Source organism: Ciceribacter sp. L1K23, assembly GCF_018122705.1.
In the GTDB taxonomy this organism is placed as follows: domain Bacteria; phylum Pseudomonadota; class Alphaproteobacteria; order Rhizobiales; family Rhizobiaceae; genus Allorhizobium.
The window spans coordinates 940,846-959,530 of sequence record NZ_JAGRRC010000001.1 but is presented as its reverse complement, the minus strand read 5'-3'; the positions used below and the strand labels follow the sequence as shown (position 1 = coordinate 959,530).

The 18,685-nt window shown below is 62.1% G+C and carries 20 protein-coding genes; 9 read left to right on the top strand and 11 right to left on the bottom strand.

What is annotated here, in order from left to right; genetic code table 11:
* Positions 1-114: 114 nt before the first annotated feature.
* On the top strand, positions 115-1,218 hold the full coding sequence (ychF, locus tag J5J10_RS04415; protein WP_208551630.1) for a redox-regulated ATPase YchF: 1,104 nt from the start codon (positions 115-117) through the stop codon (positions 1,216-1,218).
* Between the two features lie 73 nt (positions 1,219-1,291).
* Here the strand turns inward: ychF and J5J10_RS04410 are convergent, their stop codons facing one another.
* Both J5J10_RS04410 and J5J10_RS04405 read right to left on the bottom strand, forming a co-directional pair.
* Positions 1,292-1,498: a DUF2892 domain-containing protein gene (locus J5J10_RS04410; RefSeq protein WP_211928990.1), complete on the bottom strand. Its 207-nt coding sequence runs from the start codon at positions 1,496-1,498 to the stop codon at positions 1,292-1,294.
* 78 nt (positions 1,499-1,576) lie between these two features.
* Positions 1,577-2,239, bottom strand: coding sequence for a Crp/Fnr family transcriptional regulator (locus tag J5J10_RS04405; protein ID WP_211928989.1), 663 nt, complete (start codon positions 2,237-2,239; stop codon positions 1,577-1,579).
* Between the two features lie 50 nt (positions 2,240-2,289).
* Between J5J10_RS04405 and J5J10_RS04400 the strand changes: the two genes are divergently transcribed.
* Genes J5J10_RS04400 through J5J10_RS04380 form a run of 5 tightly spaced genes read left to right on the top strand, consistent with a single transcriptional unit; the run spans position 2,290 to position 5,197 of the window.
* The gene (locus J5J10_RS04400; RefSeq protein ID WP_208551634.1) at positions 2,290-2,769 is read left to right on the top strand and encodes a MaoC family dehydratase; all 480 of its coding nucleotides are present in this window, start codon (positions 2,290-2,292) and stop codon (positions 2,767-2,769) included.
* A complete protein-coding gene (locus tag J5J10_RS04395) occupies positions 2,766-3,233 on the top strand; it encodes a MaoC family dehydratase (protein WP_208551636.1) in 468 nt (155 codons plus the stop codon). Before J5J10_RS04400 ends, J5J10_RS04395 begins: the two co-directional genes overlap by 4 nt.
* A gap of 9 nt (positions 3,234-3,242) precedes the next feature.
* A complete protein-coding gene (locus tag J5J10_RS04390) occupies positions 3,243-3,716 on the top strand; it encodes a glutathione peroxidase (RefSeq protein ID WP_208551637.1) in 474 nt (157 codons plus the stop codon).
* Positions 3,717-3,721: 5 nt separating this feature from the next.
* Positions 3,722-4,555, top strand: coding sequence for an AraC family transcriptional regulator (locus J5J10_RS04385; RefSeq protein ID WP_211928988.1), 834 nt, complete (start codon positions 3,722-3,724; stop codon positions 4,553-4,555).
* A gap of 36 nt (positions 4,556-4,591) precedes the next feature.
* Positions 4,592-5,197: a LysE family translocator gene (locus tag J5J10_RS04380; RefSeq protein WP_211928987.1), complete on the top strand. Its 606-nt coding sequence runs from the start codon at positions 4,592-4,594 to the stop codon at positions 5,195-5,197.
* A gap of 16 nt (positions 5,198-5,213) precedes the next feature.
* Here J5J10_RS04380 and J5J10_RS04375 read toward each other — a convergent pair whose 3' ends face one another.
* Positions 5,214-6,194 (bottom strand): hydrogen peroxide-inducible genes activator, encoded by a 981-nt coding sequence (locus J5J10_RS04375; RefSeq protein WP_211928986.1) that lies wholly within the window; start codon positions 6,192-6,194, stop codon positions 5,214-5,216.
* A gap of 155 nt (positions 6,195-6,349) precedes the next feature.
* On the opposite strand from J5J10_RS04375, the gene katG reads away from it, so the two are divergent.
* The gene (katG, locus tag J5J10_RS04370; RefSeq protein WP_211928985.1) at positions 6,350-8,518 is read left to right on the top strand and encodes a catalase/peroxidase HPI; all 2,169 of its coding nucleotides are present in this window, start codon (positions 6,350-6,352) and stop codon (positions 8,516-8,518) included.
* Positions 8,519-8,680: 162 nt separating this feature from the next.
* The gene (locus J5J10_RS04365) at positions 8,681-8,848 is read left to right on the top strand and encodes a hypothetical protein (RefSeq protein WP_208551643.1); all 168 of its coding nucleotides are present in this window, start codon (positions 8,681-8,683) and stop codon (positions 8,846-8,848) included.
* Positions 8,849-8,918: 70 nt separating this feature from the next.
* Here J5J10_RS04365 and J5J10_RS04360 read toward each other — a convergent pair whose 3' ends face one another.
* From J5J10_RS04360 to petA, 4 genes are all read right to left on the bottom strand, one after another.
* Complete coding sequence (locus tag J5J10_RS04360) at positions 8,919-9,461, bottom strand: adenine phosphoribosyltransferase (protein WP_208551646.1); 543 nt, start codon at positions 9,459-9,461, stop codon at positions 8,919-8,921.
* A 110-nt stretch (positions 9,462-9,571) separates the two neighbouring features.
* Entirely contained in the window at positions 9,572-10,450 is an 879-nt protein-coding gene (locus tag J5J10_RS04355) for a cytochrome c1 (protein ID WP_208551649.1), read from the bottom strand.
* Positions 10,451-10,472: 22 nt separating this feature from the next.
* Positions 10,473-11,741, bottom strand: a complete 1,269-nt coding sequence (locus J5J10_RS04350; protein WP_208551651.1) for a cytochrome b N-terminal domain-containing protein — start codon at positions 11,739-11,741, stop codon at positions 10,473-10,475.
* A gap of 14 nt (positions 11,742-11,755) precedes the next feature.
* Positions 11,756-12,331 (bottom strand): ubiquinol-cytochrome c reductase iron-sulfur subunit, encoded by a 576-nt coding sequence (gene petA / locus J5J10_RS04345; RefSeq protein WP_208551653.1) that lies wholly within the window; start codon positions 12,329-12,331, stop codon positions 11,756-11,758.
* Between the two features lie 367 nt (positions 12,332-12,698).
* Here petA and J5J10_RS04340 point away from each other — a divergent pair, with 367 nt between their 5' ends.
* On the top strand, positions 12,699-13,637 hold the full coding sequence (locus J5J10_RS04340) for an endonuclease/exonuclease/phosphatase family protein (RefSeq protein WP_211928984.1): 939 nt from the start codon (positions 12,699-12,701) through the stop codon (positions 13,635-13,637).
* A gap of 9 nt (positions 13,638-13,646) precedes the next feature.
* On the opposite strand, the gene J5J10_RS04335 is transcribed toward J5J10_RS04340, so the two are convergent.
* From J5J10_RS04335 to J5J10_RS04320, 4 genes are all read right to left on the bottom strand, one after another.
* A complete protein-coding gene (locus J5J10_RS04335; protein WP_349252086.1) occupies positions 13,647-15,509 on the bottom strand; it encodes an ABC transporter ATP-binding protein in 1,863 nt (620 codons plus the stop codon).
* Positions 15,510-15,566: 57 nt separating this feature from the next.
* Positions 15,567-15,989 (bottom strand): DMT family transporter, encoded by a 423-nt coding sequence (locus tag J5J10_RS04330; protein ID WP_211928982.1) that lies wholly within the window; start codon positions 15,987-15,989, stop codon positions 15,567-15,569.
* A complete protein-coding gene (locus J5J10_RS04325; protein ID WP_211928981.1) occupies positions 15,989-16,456 on the bottom strand; it encodes a DMT family transporter in 468 nt (155 codons plus the stop codon). The genes J5J10_RS04330 and J5J10_RS04325 overlap by 1 nt, the downstream gene beginning before the upstream one ends.
* Positions 16,457-16,612: 156 nt before the next feature.
* Positions 16,613-18,526 (bottom strand): ABC transporter ATP-binding protein, encoded by a 1,914-nt coding sequence (locus J5J10_RS04320; RefSeq protein ID WP_211928980.1) that lies wholly within the window; start codon positions 18,524-18,526, stop codon positions 16,613-16,615.
* Positions 18,527-18,685: the final 159 nt, after the last annotated feature.

The window sequence follows — 18,685 nt, the reverse complement described above, 5'->3', positions numbered from 1 at the left end:
CGAACTCCCGGATCGGTTGGATACGCTTCGCGGACGGTCAACACTTGACCGTCCCTCTCCTATACCCCATACGCGTGGTCAACGAAAATCCATCCCGAGCAGGTATTCAGAGCCATGGGCTTCAAATGCGGTATCGTCGGGCTTCCGAATGTCGGCAAGTCCACTCTCTTCAACGCGCTGACCAAGACGGCAGCCGCCCAGGCGGCAAACTATCCTTTCTGCACGATCGAGCCGAACACCGGTGAAGTGGCCGTTCCCGATCCGCGCATGAAGAAGCTCGCCGACATCGCCGGCTCCAAGGAGATCATCCCGACCCGCATCTCCTTCGTCGACATCGCCGGCCTCGTGCGCGGCGCGTCGAAGGGCGAAGGTCTCGGCAATAAGTTCCTCGCGAATATCCGCGAAGTCGACGCCGTCGTCCACGTCCTGCGCTGCTTCGAAGACGACGACATCACCCATGTCGAGGGCAAGATCGACCCCGTCGGCGACGCCGACACCATCGAGACCGAACTGATGCTCGCCGACCTGGAAAGCCTGGAACGCCGCGTCGAGCAGACCCGCAAGCGCGCCACCGGCAAGGACAAGGAAGCGACCGCCCAGCTGCCGATCATGGAACAGGTGGTCAAGCTCCTGCAGGAAGGCAAGCCCGCCCGTCTCCTGCTGAAGACGCTCGCCCCGGAAGAGATCGAAATCCTAAAGGGCCTGAACCTCCTGACCTCGCATCCGGTCCTCTACGTCTGCAACGTGGCAGAGGCCGATGCCGCGACCGGCAACAAGCACACCGAAGCCGTCGCCAAGATGGCGGCGGAACAGGGTGCGGAATGCGTCATCATCTCGGCCGCGATCGAAGCCGAAGTCGCGCAGTTGCCGGAAGACGAAGCGACCGAGTTCCTCTCGGCCCTTGGCCTCGACGAGGCCGGCCTCGACCGCCTGATCCGCGCCGGCTACCACCTGCTGGATCTCATCACCTATTTCACCGTCGGCCCCAAGGAATGCCGCGCCTGGACCATCGTCCGCGGCACCAAGGCGCCCCAGGCCGCCGGTGTGATCCATACCGATTTCGAACGCGGCTTCATCCGCGCCTTCACCATCTCCTATGACGACTACATCGCCTACAAGGGCGAAGTCGGCGCCAAGGAAGCCGGCAAGGGCCGCGACGAAGGCAAGGAATACGTCGTCCACGACGGCGACGTCATCCACTTCCGCTTCAACACCTGACGGCAATCCATTCGTTCAAAAAGAAAAAGCCGCGACATCGATCGCGGCTTTCGACGTTTTGGGACGTTGTCCTTCAGGCCTTGGTCACCGGGCACGTGGAGATACCGAGGATCGAATAAAGCGGGCAGGTCGACAGCAGACCGGTCGCCAGCGGCACGATGCCGATCAGCGCCAGATAGCGCCACGATGCATCCGGATAGATGAAGAACAGCGACAGCAGCACGAGTCCGGCGACAATCCGCAGGACGCGGTCGATCGATCCGACATTCTTGGCAAACATGAAAGTCCCTCCGGCTTTGTTGTCCATGCGCCGACACTACGCCGCGTTACCTTCCGTGTCGGTGACTAAGTCACGCTTTCACGCAGTTTGCGGTCCAGCCATCCGGCGCAATTCGTTGCGGTCGAGAAGGCGAACCTGGCCTCGCTCGCTGGTGACCAACCCTTGCGAAACCAGCGCTTCTATCCGCCGTGACACAACCTCGCGGGCGGAGCCGATAACGGCAGCCAACTCCTGGTGCGTCGCCGCGACGATACCGTTATCGTCAGCGCGCTCGACCAGTGCCTTCGCAAGTCTCTGCTCGACCTTCACGAAAGCGACCTGTTCCAGCACGAACATCATGTCCGTAAGGCGCGCACCGAACGCCTTGAAGACGAAGCCGCGAAATGTCGCCGACCGCGCCATCAGCCGGTCGAACAGGTCGGGAGCGAGCATCACGGCGACGATGTCGATTTCGGCAATGGCCTCCCCGGAATAGCGCGTACCGCCCATTACGCCGAGTGTCGTCTGGATGCAGGTCTCCCCCGGCGTAACCGAGTAAAGCAGCAGTTCCCGACCGTTGCGTCCGGTCAGATACACGCCGATCCGGCCGGACAGGATGATCACGAAGGCTTTGGCCTCATCGCCCGCCCCGAAGAGGACGGTCTTTGCGGGCACGAACTGCGGTTTCACTGCGGCCAGCATGTCTCGGGCTTCGGGCTCGATGCCGTTGAGAAAGGTCGCTTGGTCGAGCCACCCGCTCATGTCACCTCCTTGAATTTCAGAACGTCCCCCGCCATGGTACCGGCACAGTAATGCGGGCGGAGAAAATGACGAGACTTTATTTCGAGGATTTTGAACCGGGCCGGAGCTTTCCGCTCGGGCCGAAAACGGTTGATGCTGCCGAGATTGTTGCTTTCGCCACGGAGTTCGATCCGCAGCCGATGCATCTCTCCGAAGAGGCCGGCAAGGCGAGCATTCTCGGCGGTCTATCTGCCTCCGGCTGGCACACGAGCGCCATGCTGATGCGCATGATGATCGACGCCTATCTGCTGTCCTCGGTCTCGGAGGGCGCACCCGGCATCGACGTTATGGAGTGGAAAAAGCCCGTGCTGGCCGGTGATACGCTGTCAGGGCGGTCGACAGTCACGGCCGCGCGTACCCTCCGCTCGCGTCCGCAGATCGGCATCGCCACCTTCCGCCACGAACTGGAAAACCAGCGCGGCGAACGGGTTCTTGTCTCGGAAAACTCGATCATGTTCCGCCGTCGCGATATCGAGGGGGGCACCGCATGAAGTTGCTCGAACTCTCCCCGCCTGGTCATCCGTTGAAGACCGGCAGCAAGGAATTCACCGCCGAATCGATCATCCGCTTCGCCGAAAAATTCGACCCCCAGCCCTTCCACACCGACGCGGAAGCCGCAAAGGGTTACGTCTTCGGCGGCCTCTGCGCGTCCGGCTGGCACACCTGCGCCGAATGGATGCGCTGCTTCATCGATTTCTGGCGCCTCGAGACGGCGCGGCTGATCGCGGAGGGCGTGGTCCCTCCGAAGCTCGGCCCCTCCCCCGGTTTCAGCGAGTTGCAATGGCTGAAACCAGTGTTTGCCGGCGATGTCGTCAGCTACTCCCTGACCGGCATCGACAGCCGTCCGCTCGCCTCTCGTCCTGGCCTCATCCTCAACACCGGCCTCGCCGAAGGGGTCAACCAGAATGGCGAGCCGGTTCTGCGGTTCAAAAGCAAGATCATCGAGTTCGAATAGGAAACGACTATGACGGTCCACGATTTCACCGCCTTCGACATCACCGGCAAGGAACGGCAGCTCTCCGAATTCACCGGCAAGGTCCTCTTGATCGTCAACACCGCGAGCGCCTGCGGCTTCACGCCACAATACGAGGGCCTCCAGCAACTGCAGGAGAAATATGCCGATGACCTCGTCGTGCTCGCCTTTCCCTGCAACCAGTTCGGCGCGCAGGAAAGTGGCACCAACGCGGAGATCGCCTCCTTCTGCGACCTGCGCTTCCGCGTCACGTTTCCGCTGTTCTCCAAGATCGAGGTCAACGGCAACGATGCCCACCCGCTCTACAAATACCTGACCCACGAGGTGCCGGGCATTCTCGGCACCGAGGCGATCAAGTGGAACTTCACCAAGTTCCTGATCGGCCGCGACGGCGTGCCGATTGCGAGGTATGCCCCAACCACCAAACCGGAAGCGATCGCGCCGGATATCGAGAAAGCGATGTAGCGTTCATGGCCCACGGGTTCACAGCCTTCTCGACCGGTATTCGCGGACTCCACGCCGTGGCGGCGGAAAGCGATCACGTCTTTCCGAGGCATACCCACGACGAGTTCGGCATCGGCGTCATACTTGACGGTGGTCAACTCTCGGCATCCGGACGCGGTCAGGTCGAGGCCGGTCCTGGAAACGTTATCACCGTCAATCCGGGCGAGGTTCATGATGGCATTCCGGCGGGCGGCAAGAGCCGTCGCTGGACGATGTTCTATCTGACACCGGAATGTCTGCACGACTTTGCCGCCGGCTTCACACACCTCACCGCGCCAGCTCTCGAATTCGAGGCCCCGGTGTTCAGGAACGGGCAACTGGCTGATCGTTTCCTGTGCGCCTGGCGCACGATCAGGACGACCGATGCGGCTGGGCCGCTCGCTTGGGAAGAGGCACTTTTGGACCTGCTGGCCGAAGCGATGGCCCCACCTCGCGCACATCTCGATCGTCACGATCAACGGGGCATTGCCCACGCCCGGCAGATGATCGACGACGACCCAACCTCGACGCCGACACTCGCATCTCTCGCGGCGGAGACTGGCCTCAGCCGTTTCCAGACGCTGAGAGCCTTTGCGAAGGTAACCGGATTGACGCCGCACGCCTATCTCCTGCAACGGCGCCTTCTCCTGGCGCGTCGCCTGATCGCCTCGGGCGTACCGCTGGCGGCAACCGCCGCCGAGAGCGGCTTCGCAGACCAGAGCCACCTGACTCGCGCCTTCCGCCGTCACTACGGTCTGACGCCGGCAGCCTTTCGGCAGGCGACAACTGCAATCCCGTTCAAGACGCAGGAGCGGCACTAGTTGTATCTCTCCTTCCAAATGGAACCGGAGACACCCATGACCCTCGAATTCCTCGTGACCGCCTTTATCGTCGTCGCCACGCCCGGCACCGGCGCAATCTACACCATCGCCATGGGACTGATGCGCGGACGCAGCATGTCGATCGTCGCCGCCTTTGGCTGCACCCTCGGCATCGTGCCCCACATGGCCGCCGCGATCCTCGGCCTCGCCGCCGTGCTGAGCAGCAGCGAAAAGGCCTTCATGATCCTCAAGCTCGCCGGGATCATCTACCTCATCTATATGGCGATCGACATGCTGCGTGCCGGCGGCGGAGGCGGGCTGGGAAAGCCGGATACACGTCAGTCCGGCACCAGTATCGTCATGCAGGCAATCCTAATCAACCTGCTCAACCCGAAGCTATCGCTGTTCTTCCTCGCCTTCCTGCCGCAGTTCGTCGATCCGTCAGCGGAAGGCGCCGTCTCTTTGATGATCGCCGACAGCCTCGTCTTCATGCTGATGACCTTCGTGGTCTTCGCCATCTACGGCCTCTTCGCCGCATCGCTTCGGGATCGTGTCGTCGAGCGTCCGAACGTACTCGCCTGGATCAGACGTGTCTTCGCGGCCGCGCTCCTGGCGATGGCTGCGAAGCTCGCTCTGGCATGAGCGTCACAGGTATCCGTCAGGGGGATGCCGCGGCCAACTCCGACGGGACAGACGGCAGCCGCTCCGCGTGATCCGCTGTTGCCCGCAGCATGCTTGCCTCGATCTGCCGCGCCAGTCCGATCTCGCGCACGATCTCGGCCACCTTCTCGAACTGCTGCTTGAGCGGATTTGTCTTGCGCCAGACCATGCCGATCCTCCGGAATGGCCGGGGTTCGGCGAGGCGGGCGACGGAAATCTCCGCCGACCGCGCCTCGATAGAAACGGCCATTTCCGGAATCAGCGTCACGCCGATGCCGGCACTGACCATCTGCACCAGCGTGGAGAGCGAACTGCCCTCCATCAGATCGCGTGGCGTGGAGGAACTGATGTTGCACACCGCGAGCGCCTGGTCGCGGAAGCAATGGCCCTCTTCCAGCAAGAGCAGCCGCATTTCGTGCAGCCTGTCGGAACTCGGCACAGGCCTGTCGGCATCTTCGAGCGAGCGCACCAGCACGAATTCCTCGTCGAACAGCGGCACCTCTTCGAGCGCAGGTTCCGACACCGGCAGCGCCACGATTGCCGCATCGAGCCGCGCGTCCAGCAGGTCCTCGATCAGCCTCTGCGTAATCGCCTCGCGCGGGCGCGGGTCGAGACCCGGATAGCGGCGGGTGAGCGTGGCGATCACCTCAGGCAACAGATAAGGCGCGACCGTCGGGATGATTCCGAGCCGCAGCCGCCCGGCAAGCGGCCCGTGAGCAGCCCGCGCCAGATCCTCGAGCTCGTCCACGGAACGCAGGATGGCCCGCACCCGCTCGGCGAACTCGTTGCCGAGTGTCGTCAGCCGGATGGTCCGCCCACCCCGCTCCACCAGTGGCGCGCCGATGAGGTCCTCCAACTCGCGGATCTGTACCGAAAGCGCCGGCTGAGAGATGGCGCAGGCCTCCGCCGCCCGGCCGAAATGGCCCGATCGCGCGAGCGCATCGAAGTAGCGCAGATGCCGCATCGACAAACCTATCATAACCTGAGCATATCGGACCCTTTAGATTATACAATTGGAATTTATGGAACAGGCTTGCTAACCGTTGAAATCACGGAAGGAAGACGCTCGCTGTCACACAACGCGCTTACCTTCTCCTCGATCTTCAAACCTGAAAAAATCCGTCGGAGGATAAAATGGACGCAAGTACGAAACCGGCTGGCAAATGTCCCGTCATGCATGGTGGCAACACCGCCACTGGTAGCTCGGTCATGGCCTGGTGGCCCAATGCGCTGAACCTCGACATCCTGCACCAGCACGATACCAAGACCAATCCGCTGACCGGCTTCAACTATCGTGAAGCAGTCAAGACGCTCGATGTTGCTGCCCTGAAGGCTGACATGAGGGCGCTCCTGAAGGACAGCCAGGATTGGTGGCCGGCCGACTGGGGCCATTACGGCGGCCTGATGATCCGTCTCGCCTGGCACTCAGCCGGCTCCTATCGCCTGGCCGATGGTCGCGGCGGCGGCGGCACCGGCAATATCCGCTTCGCCCCGCTCAACTCCTGGCCGGACAATGCCAGCCTCGACAAGGCCCGCCGCCTGCTCTGGCCGCTGAAGAAGAAGTACGGCAACAAGATTTCCTGGGCCGACCTGATCATTCTCGCCGGCACCATTGCCTACGAGGACATGGGCCTGAAGACCTTCGGCTTTGCCTTCGGTCGCACCGACATCTGGGGTCCGGAGAAGGACGTCTACTGGGGTGCCGAAAAGGAATGGCTGGCGCCGTCCGACAACCGCTACGAAGACGTCACCAAGCCCGACACGATGGAAAACCCGCTCGCCGCCGTGCAGATGGGCCTCATCTACGTCAACCCGGAAGGCGTGAACGGCCGGCCCGATCCGCTGGCCACCGCCGCCCAGGTGCGTGAGACCTTCGCCCGCATGGCGATGAACGATGAGGAAACCGCAGCCCTCACGGCCGGCGGCCACACCGTCGGCAAGGCCCATGGCAACGGCGATGCCGGCGCGCTGAGCGCCGAGCCGGAGGCAGGCAATGTCGAGAACCAGGGCTTCGGCTGGATGAACCCGAACCAGAACGGCAAGGCAAGCCTCGCCGTCACCTCGGGCATCGAAGGTGCCTGGACCGCCAACCCGACCGTCTTCGACATGGGCTATTTCGAGCTGCTGTTCGGCTATGAGTGGGAACTGACCCGCAGCCCGGCCGGCGCGCAGCAGTGGCAGCCGATCGGCATCAAGGAAGAGCATATGCCGGTCGACGCGTCCGATCCGTCGGTCCGCCGCATGCCAATGATGACCGACGCCGACATGGCCATGAAGGTCGACCCGGCCTACCGCGCCATCTGCGAAAAGTTCATGGCCGATCCGGAATACTTCAAGGATACCTTCGCCCGCGCCTGGTTCAAGCTGACCCATCGCGACATGGGGCCGCGCGTCCGCTACATCGGACACGACGCACCGACCGAAGACCTGGTCTGGCAGGATCCGATCCCGGCTGGCCCGACCAACTACGACATCGGTGCCGTCAAGGCGAAGATCGCCGCCTCGGGTCTCTCGATCTCCGAGATGGTCTCGACGGCGTGGGACAGCGCCCGCACCTACCGCCAGTCCGACATGCGTGGCGGTGCGAACGGCGCCCGCATCCGGCTTGCTCCGCAGCGGGACTGGGAAGGAAACGAGCCCGCCCGTCTCGGCAAGGTCCTGTCGGTGCTGGAGCTCATCGCCGAGGAATTCGGAGCCAGCGTTGCTGACGTCATCGTGCTCGCCGGCAATGTCGGCATCGAAAAGGCAGCCAAGGCGGCCGGCTATACGATCGAGGTGCCCTTCGCCGCGGGTCGTGGTGATGCGACGGCCGAGCAGACGGATGCCGCAAGCTTTGCACCGCTCGAGCCGCTGGCCGACGGTTTCCGCAACTGGCTGAAGAAGGACTATGTGGTCAGCCCCGAGGAAATGCTCCTCGACCGCGCCCAGCTGATGGGCCTGACGGGTCCGGAAATGACGGTCCTGCTTGGCGGCATGCGGGTGCTTGGCACCAATTTCGGCGGAACCCGCCATGGCGTCTTCACAGACCGCGAAGGCCAGCTGACGAATGACTTCTTCGTCACGCTGACCGACATGGGCTACAGCTGGAAGCCGACCGGCAAGAACAGCTATGATATCTGCGATCGGAAGACCGGGGCGGCGAAGTATACCGCCACCCGTGTCGATCTGGTTTTCGGGTCGAACTCAGTCCTGCGCTCTTACGCGGAAGTCTACGCCCAGGACGACAACGCCGAAAAGTTCGTCAAGGACTTCGTTGCCGCCTGGACGAAGGTCATGAACGCCGATCGCTTCGACCTGGCCTGATATCGAACGCGTCTGCGTCGACAATCAACGGTGTGAAGCCCTCCCCGCCCGGCGTGGGGAGGGCTTTTTCGTTCGCGACTTTGGCGGCCGTCGGACGATCAGAGGGAGGAACATTTGCCTATCGGGTCCGTTGATAACGGGAGCCCAACGAGGAGTAGACAGATGTCCGAATACGCAAAGAACAACGACACGACGAAGAAGGAAACCGACGAGGATCCGGGCGTGATCACCGCAAGCCCGGACGCCCACCGTCGGGAAAAAGCCGGCGCGGACAAGCGGGATGACAAGCCGGCGCAAAAGCCGGCGACTGATCAAACCAAGGACCGCTAACGTCCACCGAAACAAAAAACGCCGGCGTCTACGCCGGCGTTTTTTTGTGAACGCGATCGCCAGATGGGCTTCAGTGCCCCGAAAACTCCACCAGCGTGCGTACCTCGACGCCCATCGCTTCGAGCTTCTTTCGTCCGCCAAGATCCGGAAGATCGATCACGAAGCAGGCGGACACCACGTCGGCGCCGATCTGCCGGAGAAGCTGCACAGCTCCGACGGCGGTGCCACCGGTGGCGATCAGGTCGTCGACAAGGATAACCTTCTCGCCCGGTTGCACCGCATCGATGTGCATCTCCATCTCGTCCACTCCGTATTCCAGGCTGTAGGCGATCCGCACCGTTTCGTGCGGCAGCTTGCCCTTCTTGCGGATTGGCACGAAACCGGCCGACAGCTGATGCGCGACCGCGCCACCCAGGATAAAGCCACGCGCCTCCATGCCGGCGATCTTGTCGATCTTCAGACCCGCATAAGGCTGCACGAGTTCATCAACGGCGCGACGAAACGCCCGCGGATTGCCGAGCAGCGTGGTGATGTCGCGGAAGATGATCCCCGGTTTTGGATAGTCCGGGATCGAACGGATGGCGGAGGCGAGCTCCAGGGCAATATTGCTCATGTTCTGTCTCTGGGAGAGTTCGGAAAAGTTGGGCAACACTAGCAACAGCGCCCGCTGCGACCAACAAAAAAGGCGGCCGAAGCCGCCTTTTCCAATGGGCTTGGAAAACCTCAGTGTTCCTTGTTCGCGTAAACTGACTTCTTCGTCAGATAGACGAGCGCGGTGAAGATCGCCAGGAACACCATGACCATGAAGCCGGTGCGCTTGCGTTCTTCCAGATGCGGCTCCGCTGCCCACATGAGGAACGCGGCTACGTCCTTCGCGTACTGGTCGAGCGTCTGCGGCGTGCCGTCGTCGTAGGTCACCTGATCGTCGCTGATCGGCTGTGCCATAGCGAGCGCCGCGGCATTCGCGAAATAAGGATTGAAGTGCGTACCCTCGGCAACGGTGACACCTTCCGGCGGCTCCTGGTAACCAGTAAGCAGCGAGTAGATGTAATCCGGCCCGCCTTCCTGGTACTGCGTGAAGATATCGAACACGAAGGTCGGGAAACCACGGGTCACGCCGCGCGCCTTGGCGATCAGCGAGAAGTCCGGCGGAGCAGCGCCGTTGTTGGCGGCGGCAGCCGCTTCCTTGTTCGGGAACGGCGACGGGAAATGATCTGATGGCACGGCGGTGCGGGTAAACATCTCGCCATCACCGTTCGGACCGTCCTCGACTTCGTACTCGGCGGCAAACGCCTTCACCTGCTCCTCCGAGTAGCCAAGGTCTTCCAGCGTACGGAAAGACACGAGGTTCATCGAGTGACAGGCCGAGCAGACTTCCTTGTACACCTTCAGGCCACGCTGGAGCTGACCCTTGTCGTATTTGCCAAACGGGCCGGCGAACGACCATTCGACATTTTTCGGCTTCAGGATCGGATAGTGACCGACCTGGGCCGCATGATGGACGGCTTCGGCGAGGTCTCCCTCGCTTTCTGCCGCCGTGGCGACGGCACCGAAGGTTCCGATCGAGGCGATCAGCGCGATGCTTGCAACAAGCTTTTTCATTGTATCAGTCCTTCTCTCGCGCTCAGGCCTGGGCTGCGGCAGACTTGCCGTTCTTTTCGAGAACCGCCTCGGTGATCGAGTTCGGAATGCGCCGTGGCGTTTCGAACAGACCAAGCAGCGGCATGATCACGAGGAAGAAGCCGAAGTAGTAGAGCGTGCCGACCTGCGACATGACCACATACAGGCCTTCCGCCGGCATCGCGCCGAGATAGCCGAGCATGATGGCGTTTGCCACGAAGATCCAGAAGAACAGCTTGTACCACGGACGATAGACGGCGGAGCGAACCTTCGACGTGTCGAGCCAGGGCAGGAAGAACAGGATGATGATCGAACCGAACATCACCAGAACGCCGCCAAGCTTGGAGTCGATCGGGCCGACGTTGAAGGTGATGGCGCGCAGCATCGCGTAGAACGGCAGGTAGTACCATTCCGGAACGATGTGAGCCGGGGTCTTCAGTGCGTCAGCCGGAATGTAGTTGTCCGGATGGCCGAGGTAGTTCGGCATGTAGAAGACGAACCAGGCATAGACGATCAGGAAGAGCGAGATGCCGAACGCATCCTTGAGGGTCGCGTAAGGCGTGAACGGAACGGTGTCCGTCTTCGACTTCACTTCAACGCCGGTCGGGTTGGTCTGGCCGGTGACATGCAGCGCCCAGATGTGCAGCACCACGACGCCGGCAATCATGAACGGCAACAGGTAGTGCAGCGAGAAGAAGCGGTTCAGCGTCGGCTGGTCGACGGCAAAGCCACCGAGCAGGAATTGCTGGATCCATTCGCCGACCCACGGGAAAGCCGAGAAGAAGCCGGTGATAACGGTCGCACCCCAGAAGGACATCTGACCCCAGGGCAGCACGTAGCCCATGAAGCCGGTCGCCATCATCAGGAGGTAGATGACCACGCCGAGAATCCAGAGGATCTCGCGAGGCGCCTTGTAGGAACCGTAGTAGAGACCGCGCGCGATGTGGAGATAGACCGCGATGAAGAAGAACGAGGCACCGTTGGCGTGCATGTAGCGCAGCAGCCAGCCGTGGTTCACGTCGCGCATGATCTTTTCGACCGAGTTGAACGCGACTGTCGTTTCGGCGGCATAGTGCATGGCCAGCACAACGCCGGTCAGGATCTGCACGACCAGCATCACCATCAGCATGGCGCCGAAGGTATAGGCATAATTCAGGTTCCGGGGGACCGGATAGGCGACGAAGCTGTCGTACATCATCCGCGGCAGCGGCAGACGCGAATCGATCCACTTCTCCAGACCGGTGGACGGCTGATAGCTAGAATGACCACTCATATTTCAGTATCCCCTCAACCGATCTTGATCACAGAGTCGGAAACGAAGCCATAGGTCGGAATGTGCAGGTTTTCCGGCGCCGGGCCTTTGCGAATACGGCCCGCTGTATCGTAGTGCGAGCCGTGGCAGGGACAGAACCATCCGCCGAAATCACCGGCCTGGCCGAGCGGGACGCAGCCGAGATGGGTGCAAGAGCCGATCATGACGATCCAGTTTTCCTTGCCGTCGCCGGCCGAACGGGCGATATCCGTCGCTTCCGCGGTACCGTCGATATTGGCATTGCGCGCGATCGGGTCCTTCAGGTCGGCGAGCGGAACGGCCTTGCCTTCCTCGACTTCCTTCTCGGTACGGTTACGGATGAAGATCGGCTTGCCGCGCCACTTCACCGTCAGCGACATGCCCGGCTCCAGTGCTGAGACATCCACCTCGATCGAGGCGAGTGCCAGCGTCGAGGCGTCTGGCCGCATCTGGTCGATGAACGGCCAGGCAACCGACACGGCGCCCACGGCACCGGCCATACCCGTCGTCAGGTAAAGAAAATCGCGGCGAGTAGGCTCGCCCATGCTGTCGCTGTTGTCGTGTTCGCTCACGGTCAGACCATCCTCTTCGCAAATGTTTGCGATCACCGCATTTGCCCAAATGGCGACGAATCCCCCCTGCGCCATGAAGCAGACACAGATTCCCCGTCAATTTGGCGCGTTCTAAGCTTGATAGCGAAATATGTCCAGCCTTGACAGGGGGATGGGGGCAGTTTGTCGCGGAATTTATTGACCGCTTTGAAGAAGTCGGCATCGCCCTTCTTCGAGGTCCGCATGATGCTGGTATCGCTGGGATTCGCTACGATATTTGCCTAGCAGGATGACGTGTTTTCGCCATTCTTACTACCGATGTTGCATTGCACACAGGTCTGCGGCATGGTCCGCGACCGTCAACACGCCGCTCAACGGAACGTCCTGCATGAAAACCACCCTCGCCAGTGCCGTGTGCACGATCGTCACGCTTGCGATCGTGGCAATGAGTCTTCGCTACCTCACAGATTTCTGGCCGCTGTCCTTCATCTATACGCTTCAAAGCCACGCCGGTATCGCAGCGATGTCGGGAGCCCTGGTCGCGATTATGCTCGGCGCACGCCGCTACGGCACCATACTCCTGCTGGCGGCAGCGGCACTGACGGTCCACTCCGTCTGGATGTCGCGTGAATTTCTGCCGGCCGCGCGCGACGTGGCGGCGGGAGCGCCGACGGTGCGGCTGATGTCCTTCAATATCCTCAGCAGCAACCACGCCAATGCCGGCCGCATTGCCGAGGAGATCCTGTCGTCTAAGGCCGATATCGTCTACCTGTTCGAGGCAGCTCCCATACTGTCGCAACTCTCCGCCTTGTCGGAGAAGTATCCCTACCGCATTGGCTGTGGCGAGGTGACCCGCGGATGCGACCTCACGGTCCTGTCACGCCTGCCGATGAAGAAACGCGGTGCCTGGGGTCTCTCGGACCTGCGCGGCGAACGTTTCGCCGTGGCCGAAATCGACGTCGGAGGCAGGACCGTGCACTTCGCGGCCATCCATCTCACCAAACCCTACTACGACGATTACCACAGCACCGAGCTCGAGGTGGCTGGCACCTACTTCGCCCGCCACCCCGGAACCTGGGTGGTGGCCGGCGATTTCAATTCCGGCGTCATCGCGCCCGACATGCAGCATTTCCTGCGCACTTTCGGCATGACGACGGCAGGCACGGAACCCGCCACATGGCCGGTCGCCGCCGGCCGCTGGGGCGTGGCCCTCGACCATGTTTTCGTTTCTCCGGACGTCGCTCCGCTGAACCTTGAACGGATGGAAGACAACTACGGCTCCAACCACTTCGGCCTGATCGCCGACCTCGCCTTCCCCGCGGAGTAAACGGTCAAGTCACTCCGCATCGTCGACGGCAATGAATCCGCCTGACTGCCTGGCCCAGAGTTCCGAGTAGAGTCCGCCACTCTCGACCAGCTCCGCATGCGTGCCCTGCTCGATGATCCGCCCCTTGTCCATCACCACCAGCCGGTCGAGCGCGGCGATCGTCGAAAGCCGGTGGGCGATGGCGAGTACCGTCTTGCCCTGCATCAGTTTCTCAAGGTTGGACTGGATCGCCGCCTCGACCTCGGAATCCAGCGCCGATGTCGCCTCGTCGAGCACGAGGATCGGCGCGTCCTTGAGCATGACCCGCGCAATCGCGATCCTCTGGCGCTGGCCGCCGGAGAGCTTCACGCCCCGTTCGCCGACATGGGCGTCGAACCCCTTGCGCCCGCGCTGATCCTCCAGCCTTTCGATGAAGTCGAGCGCCTCCGCCCGCTCCGCCGCCTTGATCAATTGCTCTTCGGTCGCGTTCTCGCTGCCGAACAGGATGTTGTCCCTGATCGAGCGATGCAGCAGCGCGGTATCCTGCGTCACGACACCGATCGAGCAGCGGAGGCTCTCCTGCGTGACCGACGACACGTCCTGCCCGTCGACTAGGATACGGCCGCCCTCCACGTCGTAGAAACGCAGCAGCAGGTTCACGAGCGTCGACTTGCCGGCCCCGGAGCGCCCGACAATGCCGACCTTCTCGCCCGGAGCGATGGTGAGGGACAGGTGGTCGATCACGCCGGACTGCCGGCCATAATGAAACGACACATCCTCGAACCGGATTTCCGGACGGCTGATCTTGAGCGCGACCGCATCCGGCTTATCGGTGAGTCCGATCGGTTTCGAGATCAGCTCCGCCGAATTCTGGATCGTGCCGATATTGCGCATGATGCCGTTGAGCTGCGTCATCATCCGGGCGAGCAGCATGTTGAGTCTCAGCACCAGACCGAGCGTGAAGGCAACGCTGCCAGCGCTGATCTGCCCGGAAAGCCACAGGTCGATGGAGAGTGCTGCCACCGCCGTGATCATCAGGCCGGACAGCGCCGCCTGCGAGGCCCGCACCCCTGTGATCAGTCGCGCGAACGGCCGCAGCGTATCCTGGAAACGGTCGAAGCCTTGGCGGATGAAATGGTCGTTTCGATCCTCACGCCCGAACAGTTTAAGCGTCTGGATATTGCTGAAACTGTCGACCAGCCGCCCGTTGACCATCGACGCCGCCTCGGCCGACTCCCGCGCATGATGCCGGATGCGAGGCACGAAGTAGCGGGCAAGCAGGCTGAAAATCACGACCCAGAGCCCGATGATCGCCGCAAGCCGCCAGTCGAGCTGGCCGACGAGTGCCATGGTCGATGCCGTATAGATCACCATGAACCAGACGACCTGCAGGATCGAGGTCAGGAGATCGCCCGTCGACTGTCCAGCCGCCCAGACCTTGGTAACGATGCGACCCGAAAAATCGTTCTGGAAAAAGCTCAGCGACTGTCGTGCCACATGCGCATAGGCCTGCCATCGCACGAGGTTAAAGAAATTGAGAACGATCGCCTGCTCCTCGACCAAAGCGCCGACCGTCACAACGATGAAGCGGCCGAGCAGAACGACCAGCATCATGCCGAGCAATTCAAGTCCATGTGCCTCTAGGAGGCCAGACCAACCCGCCTCGCGCGGCACGGTATCAAGCAGGTCGACCAGCCGCCCGACGAACCAGAACAGCGCCGCCTCGAGAATGGCAACCGCGCCACCGAAGACGGCCATGACCGCAAACGCGCCCTTGGCCTGGCTGACATAGTGCCAGATGAACGCCGACGTCTTCTCCGGCGGCCGCACATCACCGCGCTTGGAGAAGGGATCGACCCAGGTTTCAAAGAGGCGGATGATGGGGGCGAAGATCATGGAAGGCGATATAGGCGGTTTCCGACGAAAGGCAAAGGACCCCGCCCCTCACCCCTACCTCGAAAACCGCGTGAGATAGATCCCGAACAGGATCAGCGCCACGCCGGCCGGCTGACCGATGTGGAAGGTGGCGGTGCCACGCAGATAATCGATCATCAGTCCCGCGATCATCTGCCCGCCGATGATCAGCAGCGCCGAGCGGTTCGCCCCGATGCGGGGAAAGACGTAGGAGCTGATCGCCACGAACACCGCGCCAATGATCCCGCCCGTGAACGCCCACGACGGCGTCGCGCCGAGAAGCGGAATTCCCTCGCGGTGCAAAAGCAGGATGTAGACAGTCAGCAGCGCGAAGCCAATGAAGTGGTTCCAGAACGAGGCGCTGAAGGCACCACGGTCCATGGTGAGCCGTCCGTTGATCGACCGGCTCATCCCGACAGCGGCGCCGCCGGCGAGCGCGATGAGAACCGAGGTCAGCATCAGGCACCTCCCGAATAGATGATCAGCGCGCTGCCGCCGATCACGCAGGCGGCCGCGAGCAAGTCATATCGGTTGACCGCCCGCTTCGGCGTGCCGAACAGTCCGCCCATATCGGAGATGAGGCCGAACAGAATCTGCCCGACCAGAAGCAGCGACAGTCCGCCGGCGAGCGCCAGTTCCGAATTGACCGCGATGGAGGACAGGGCAACGGCAAAGGCGCCCGGCGCGCCGCCGAGATAGGACCAGAGCGGCGGTTTCTCGCCGCTGAGACCTGCCGGGCGGCGACCGCGCGCCAACATCACGTTGACCCGAAGCAGCACGAAGGCGGCAACGGCGCCGACGCCGTGCACGACCCACGAGGCGGTAAACGGGGTCGTGTGGGCCGCCAGTCCGCTGTTGATCGTGACCATACCAGCGAGCAGCACGCCAGCCAGCCCCGCCCACAGCCAATCGATATAATGTCTCATGCCGCCTCACTTGCACTGCCGCAAGGATTCGCGGACCGATGGCCCCGCATAGGCAAGCAGCGGACACATGCCAATCGAAATCTGTCGGTCCTGTATATAGAAAAACTGAAGCGTCCACGCGTCCGCAAACGCGTGGACGGAGATGATGTGGCAGGATTACTCCGCCGCTTCGTCCGCCTCTTCGAGGGCTTTGGCCTCTTCATCGGCGCGACGCTTCTTTTCCAGCTCCTGCTCCTGGTCGACCTGGTCGGCAAGAAAGCCGCCGGACTGGCGGTTCCAGAGGTCAGCATAGATGCCGCCCTTTTCCACCAGTTCGCCATGCGTGCCCGTCTCGACGATATGGCCCTTGTCGAGAACCACCAGCCGGTCCATCTGCGTCAACGTCGATAGGCGGTGTGCGATCGCGATCACCGTCTTGCCTTCCATCAGCGAGAACAGGCTCTCCTGGATCGCCGCTTCCACTTCGGAATCGAGCGCCGAGGTCGCCTCGTCGAGGATCAGCACCGGCGCGTTCTTGAGGAACACACGGGCAATAGCGATACGCTGGCGCTGACCGCCTGACAGCTTCACGCCGCGTTCGCCGACCTGCGCGTCGAGCCCCTTGCGGCCCTGCATGTCGACGAGCCCCTCGATGAAATCCCAGGCATTCGCCCGCTTCGCCGCCTCGATCACTTCGGTATCGGTCGCATCGGGACGACCATAGGCAATGTTGTCACGGATAGAGCGATGCAGCAGCGACGTATCCTGGGTCACCACGCCGATGAGAGATCGCAGGCTGTCCTGCGTCACCGCCGAGATGTCCTGCCCGTCGATCGTGATGCGGCCTGCCTCCAGGTCGTAGAAACGCAACAAGAGGTTCATCAGCGTCGTCTTGCCGGCACCGGAGCGTCCGACAAGGCCCACCTTCTCGCCCGGCTTAATAGCCAGGGAGAAGTCCTCGATGATGCCCTTGCTCTTCCCGTAGTGGAAGCGCACGCGATCGTAGACGATCTCCCCCTTTTCCACCGTCAGCGCCTTGGAGTCCCGGCCGTCGACGATGTCGTGTGGCTTGGTCATCATGCCCATGCCGTCATAGACCGTGCCGATCTGCTCGAACAGCGCCGCCACTTCCCACATGATCCAGTGCGACATGCCGCTGATGCGCATGGCGAGACCGACGGCGACCGCGATCGCGCCGACCGACACCGTACCCGTCATCCAGAACCAGATGCTGAGCGCCGAGATCGTGAACAGCGCCAGCGCGTTGTTGAGATCGACGACGATGTTGAGCCAGGTGATCTGGCGCATCTGCCGGTAGACCGTGTCAAGGAAGGAGTCCATTCCCTTGCGCGCATAGACCTCTTCGCGTCCCGAATGCGAGAACAGCTTCACCGTCGCGATGTTGGTATAGCTGTCGACCACCCGGCCGGTCATGATCGAGCGCGCATCCGCCTGCTCGCTGGAAAGCTTCCGCAGCTTCGGCACGAAAAAGGCGAGGATTCCGACATAGAGCACGATCCATGCGATCAGCGGCAGCGCCAGCCGCCAGTCGACGGATGCGACCAGTACGACCATCGAGACGAAAAATGTCACCGCGTAGACGAAGACGTCGATCAGTTTCATCGAGGTTTCGCGCACCGCCAGTGACGTCTGCATGACTTTGGTGGCCACACGGCCGGCAAACTCGTTGGCGAAGAAGGTCATCGAATGGCGCAGCAGGAAGCGGTGCATCTGCCAGCGCGCGATCATCGGATAGTTGCCGGCCAGCACCTGGTGCATGACCAGGCTGTGCACGACCCCGATCAGCGGCAAGCCGACCAGCACCAGCAGCGCCATCCACAGCAGGCGTCCGCCTTCGTCTGTCAGGAAGGTCTGCGGATCGGCCTTCGACAGCCAGTCGACGATATTGCCGAGGAACTGGTAGAGCACCACTTCGCCGATGGCGATGGCGCCTGAACACAGGCCGAGAACCGCGAGCCACGGCGCCGCCGTCTTGGTATAGCTCCAGCAGAACGCAACCAGGCCCTTCGGCGGCAGGCTCGGTTGTTCCGACGGAAACGCAACGAGGCGTTTTTCGAACCACGAGAACATGAAACAGCTCCTGATGAGGTCACCCGCGGCGCCGACAACGGCAGCATTCCGAGAGCGCGGGCGTTAGTTCAATATGATAAGGCCAAATCCGGCCTAAAGGCGATTCACGGGGAAAATCAAAAAAGCAGAACGGCGTCCGCTGTCACGCAAGCCAGGTAA

Coding starts and splice junctions, on each gene's coding strand:
- J5J10_RS04320 (WP_211928980.1), bottom strand. CDS start 18,526: ATGTTCTCGTGGTTCGAAAAACGCCTCGTTGCGTTTCCGTCGGAACAA.
- J5J10_RS04325 (WP_211928981.1), bottom strand. CDS start 16,456: ATGAGACATTATATCGATTGGCTGTGGGCGGGGCTGGCTGGCGTGCTG.
- J5J10_RS04390 (WP_208551637.1), top strand. CDS start 3,243: ATGACGGTCCACGATTTCACCGCCTTCGACATCACCGGCAAGGAACGG.
- J5J10_RS04385 (WP_211928988.1), top strand. CDS start 3,722: ATGGCCCACGGGTTCACAGCCTTCTCGACCGGTATTCGCGGACTCCAC.
- ychF (WP_208551630.1), top strand. CDS start 115: ATGGGCTTCAAATGCGGTATCGTCGGGCTTCCGAATGTCGGCAAGTCC.
- J5J10_RS04340 (WP_211928984.1), top strand. CDS start 12,699: ATGAAAACCACCCTCGCCAGTGCCGTGTGCACGATCGTCACGCTTGCG.
- J5J10_RS04395 (WP_208551636.1), top strand. CDS start 2,766: ATGAAGTTGCTCGAACTCTCCCCGCCTGGTCATCCGTTGAAGACCGGC.
- J5J10_RS04355 (WP_208551649.1), bottom strand. CDS start 10,450: ATGAAAAAGCTTGTTGCAAGCATCGCGCTGATCGCCTCGATCGGAACC.
- J5J10_RS04365 (WP_208551643.1), top strand. CDS start 8,681: ATGTCCGAATACGCAAAGAACAACGACACGACGAAGAAGGAAACCGAC.
- J5J10_RS04350 (WP_208551651.1), bottom strand. CDS start 11,741: ATGAGTGGTCATTCTAGCTATCAGCCGTCCACCGGTCTGGAGAAGTGG.
- katG (WP_211928985.1), top strand. CDS start 6,350: ATGGACGCAAGTACGAAACCGGCTGGCAAATGTCCCGTCATGCATGGT.
- J5J10_RS04375 (WP_211928986.1), bottom strand. CDS start 6,194: ATGATAGGTTTGTCGATGCGGCATCTGCGCTACTTCGATGCGCTCGCG.
- J5J10_RS04360 (WP_208551646.1), bottom strand. CDS start 9,461: ATGAGCAATATTGCCCTGGAGCTCGCCTCCGCCATCCGTTCGATCCCG.
- J5J10_RS04380 (WP_211928987.1), top strand. CDS start 4,592: ATGACCCTCGAATTCCTCGTGACCGCCTTTATCGTCGTCGCCACGCCC.
- J5J10_RS04410 (WP_211928990.1), bottom strand. CDS start 1,498: ATGTTTGCCAAGAATGTCGGATCGATCGACCGCGTCCTGCGGATTGTC.
- J5J10_RS04405 (WP_211928989.1), bottom strand. CDS start 2,239: ATGAGCGGGTGGCTCGACCAAGCGACCTTTCTCAACGGCATCGAGCCC.
- J5J10_RS04400 (WP_208551634.1), top strand. CDS start 2,290: ATGCGGGCGGAGAAAATGACGAGACTTTATTTCGAGGATTTTGAACCG.
- J5J10_RS04330 (WP_211928982.1), bottom strand. CDS start 15,989: ATGCTGACCTCGGTTCTCATCGCGCTCGCCGGCGGCGCCGCTGTCGGG.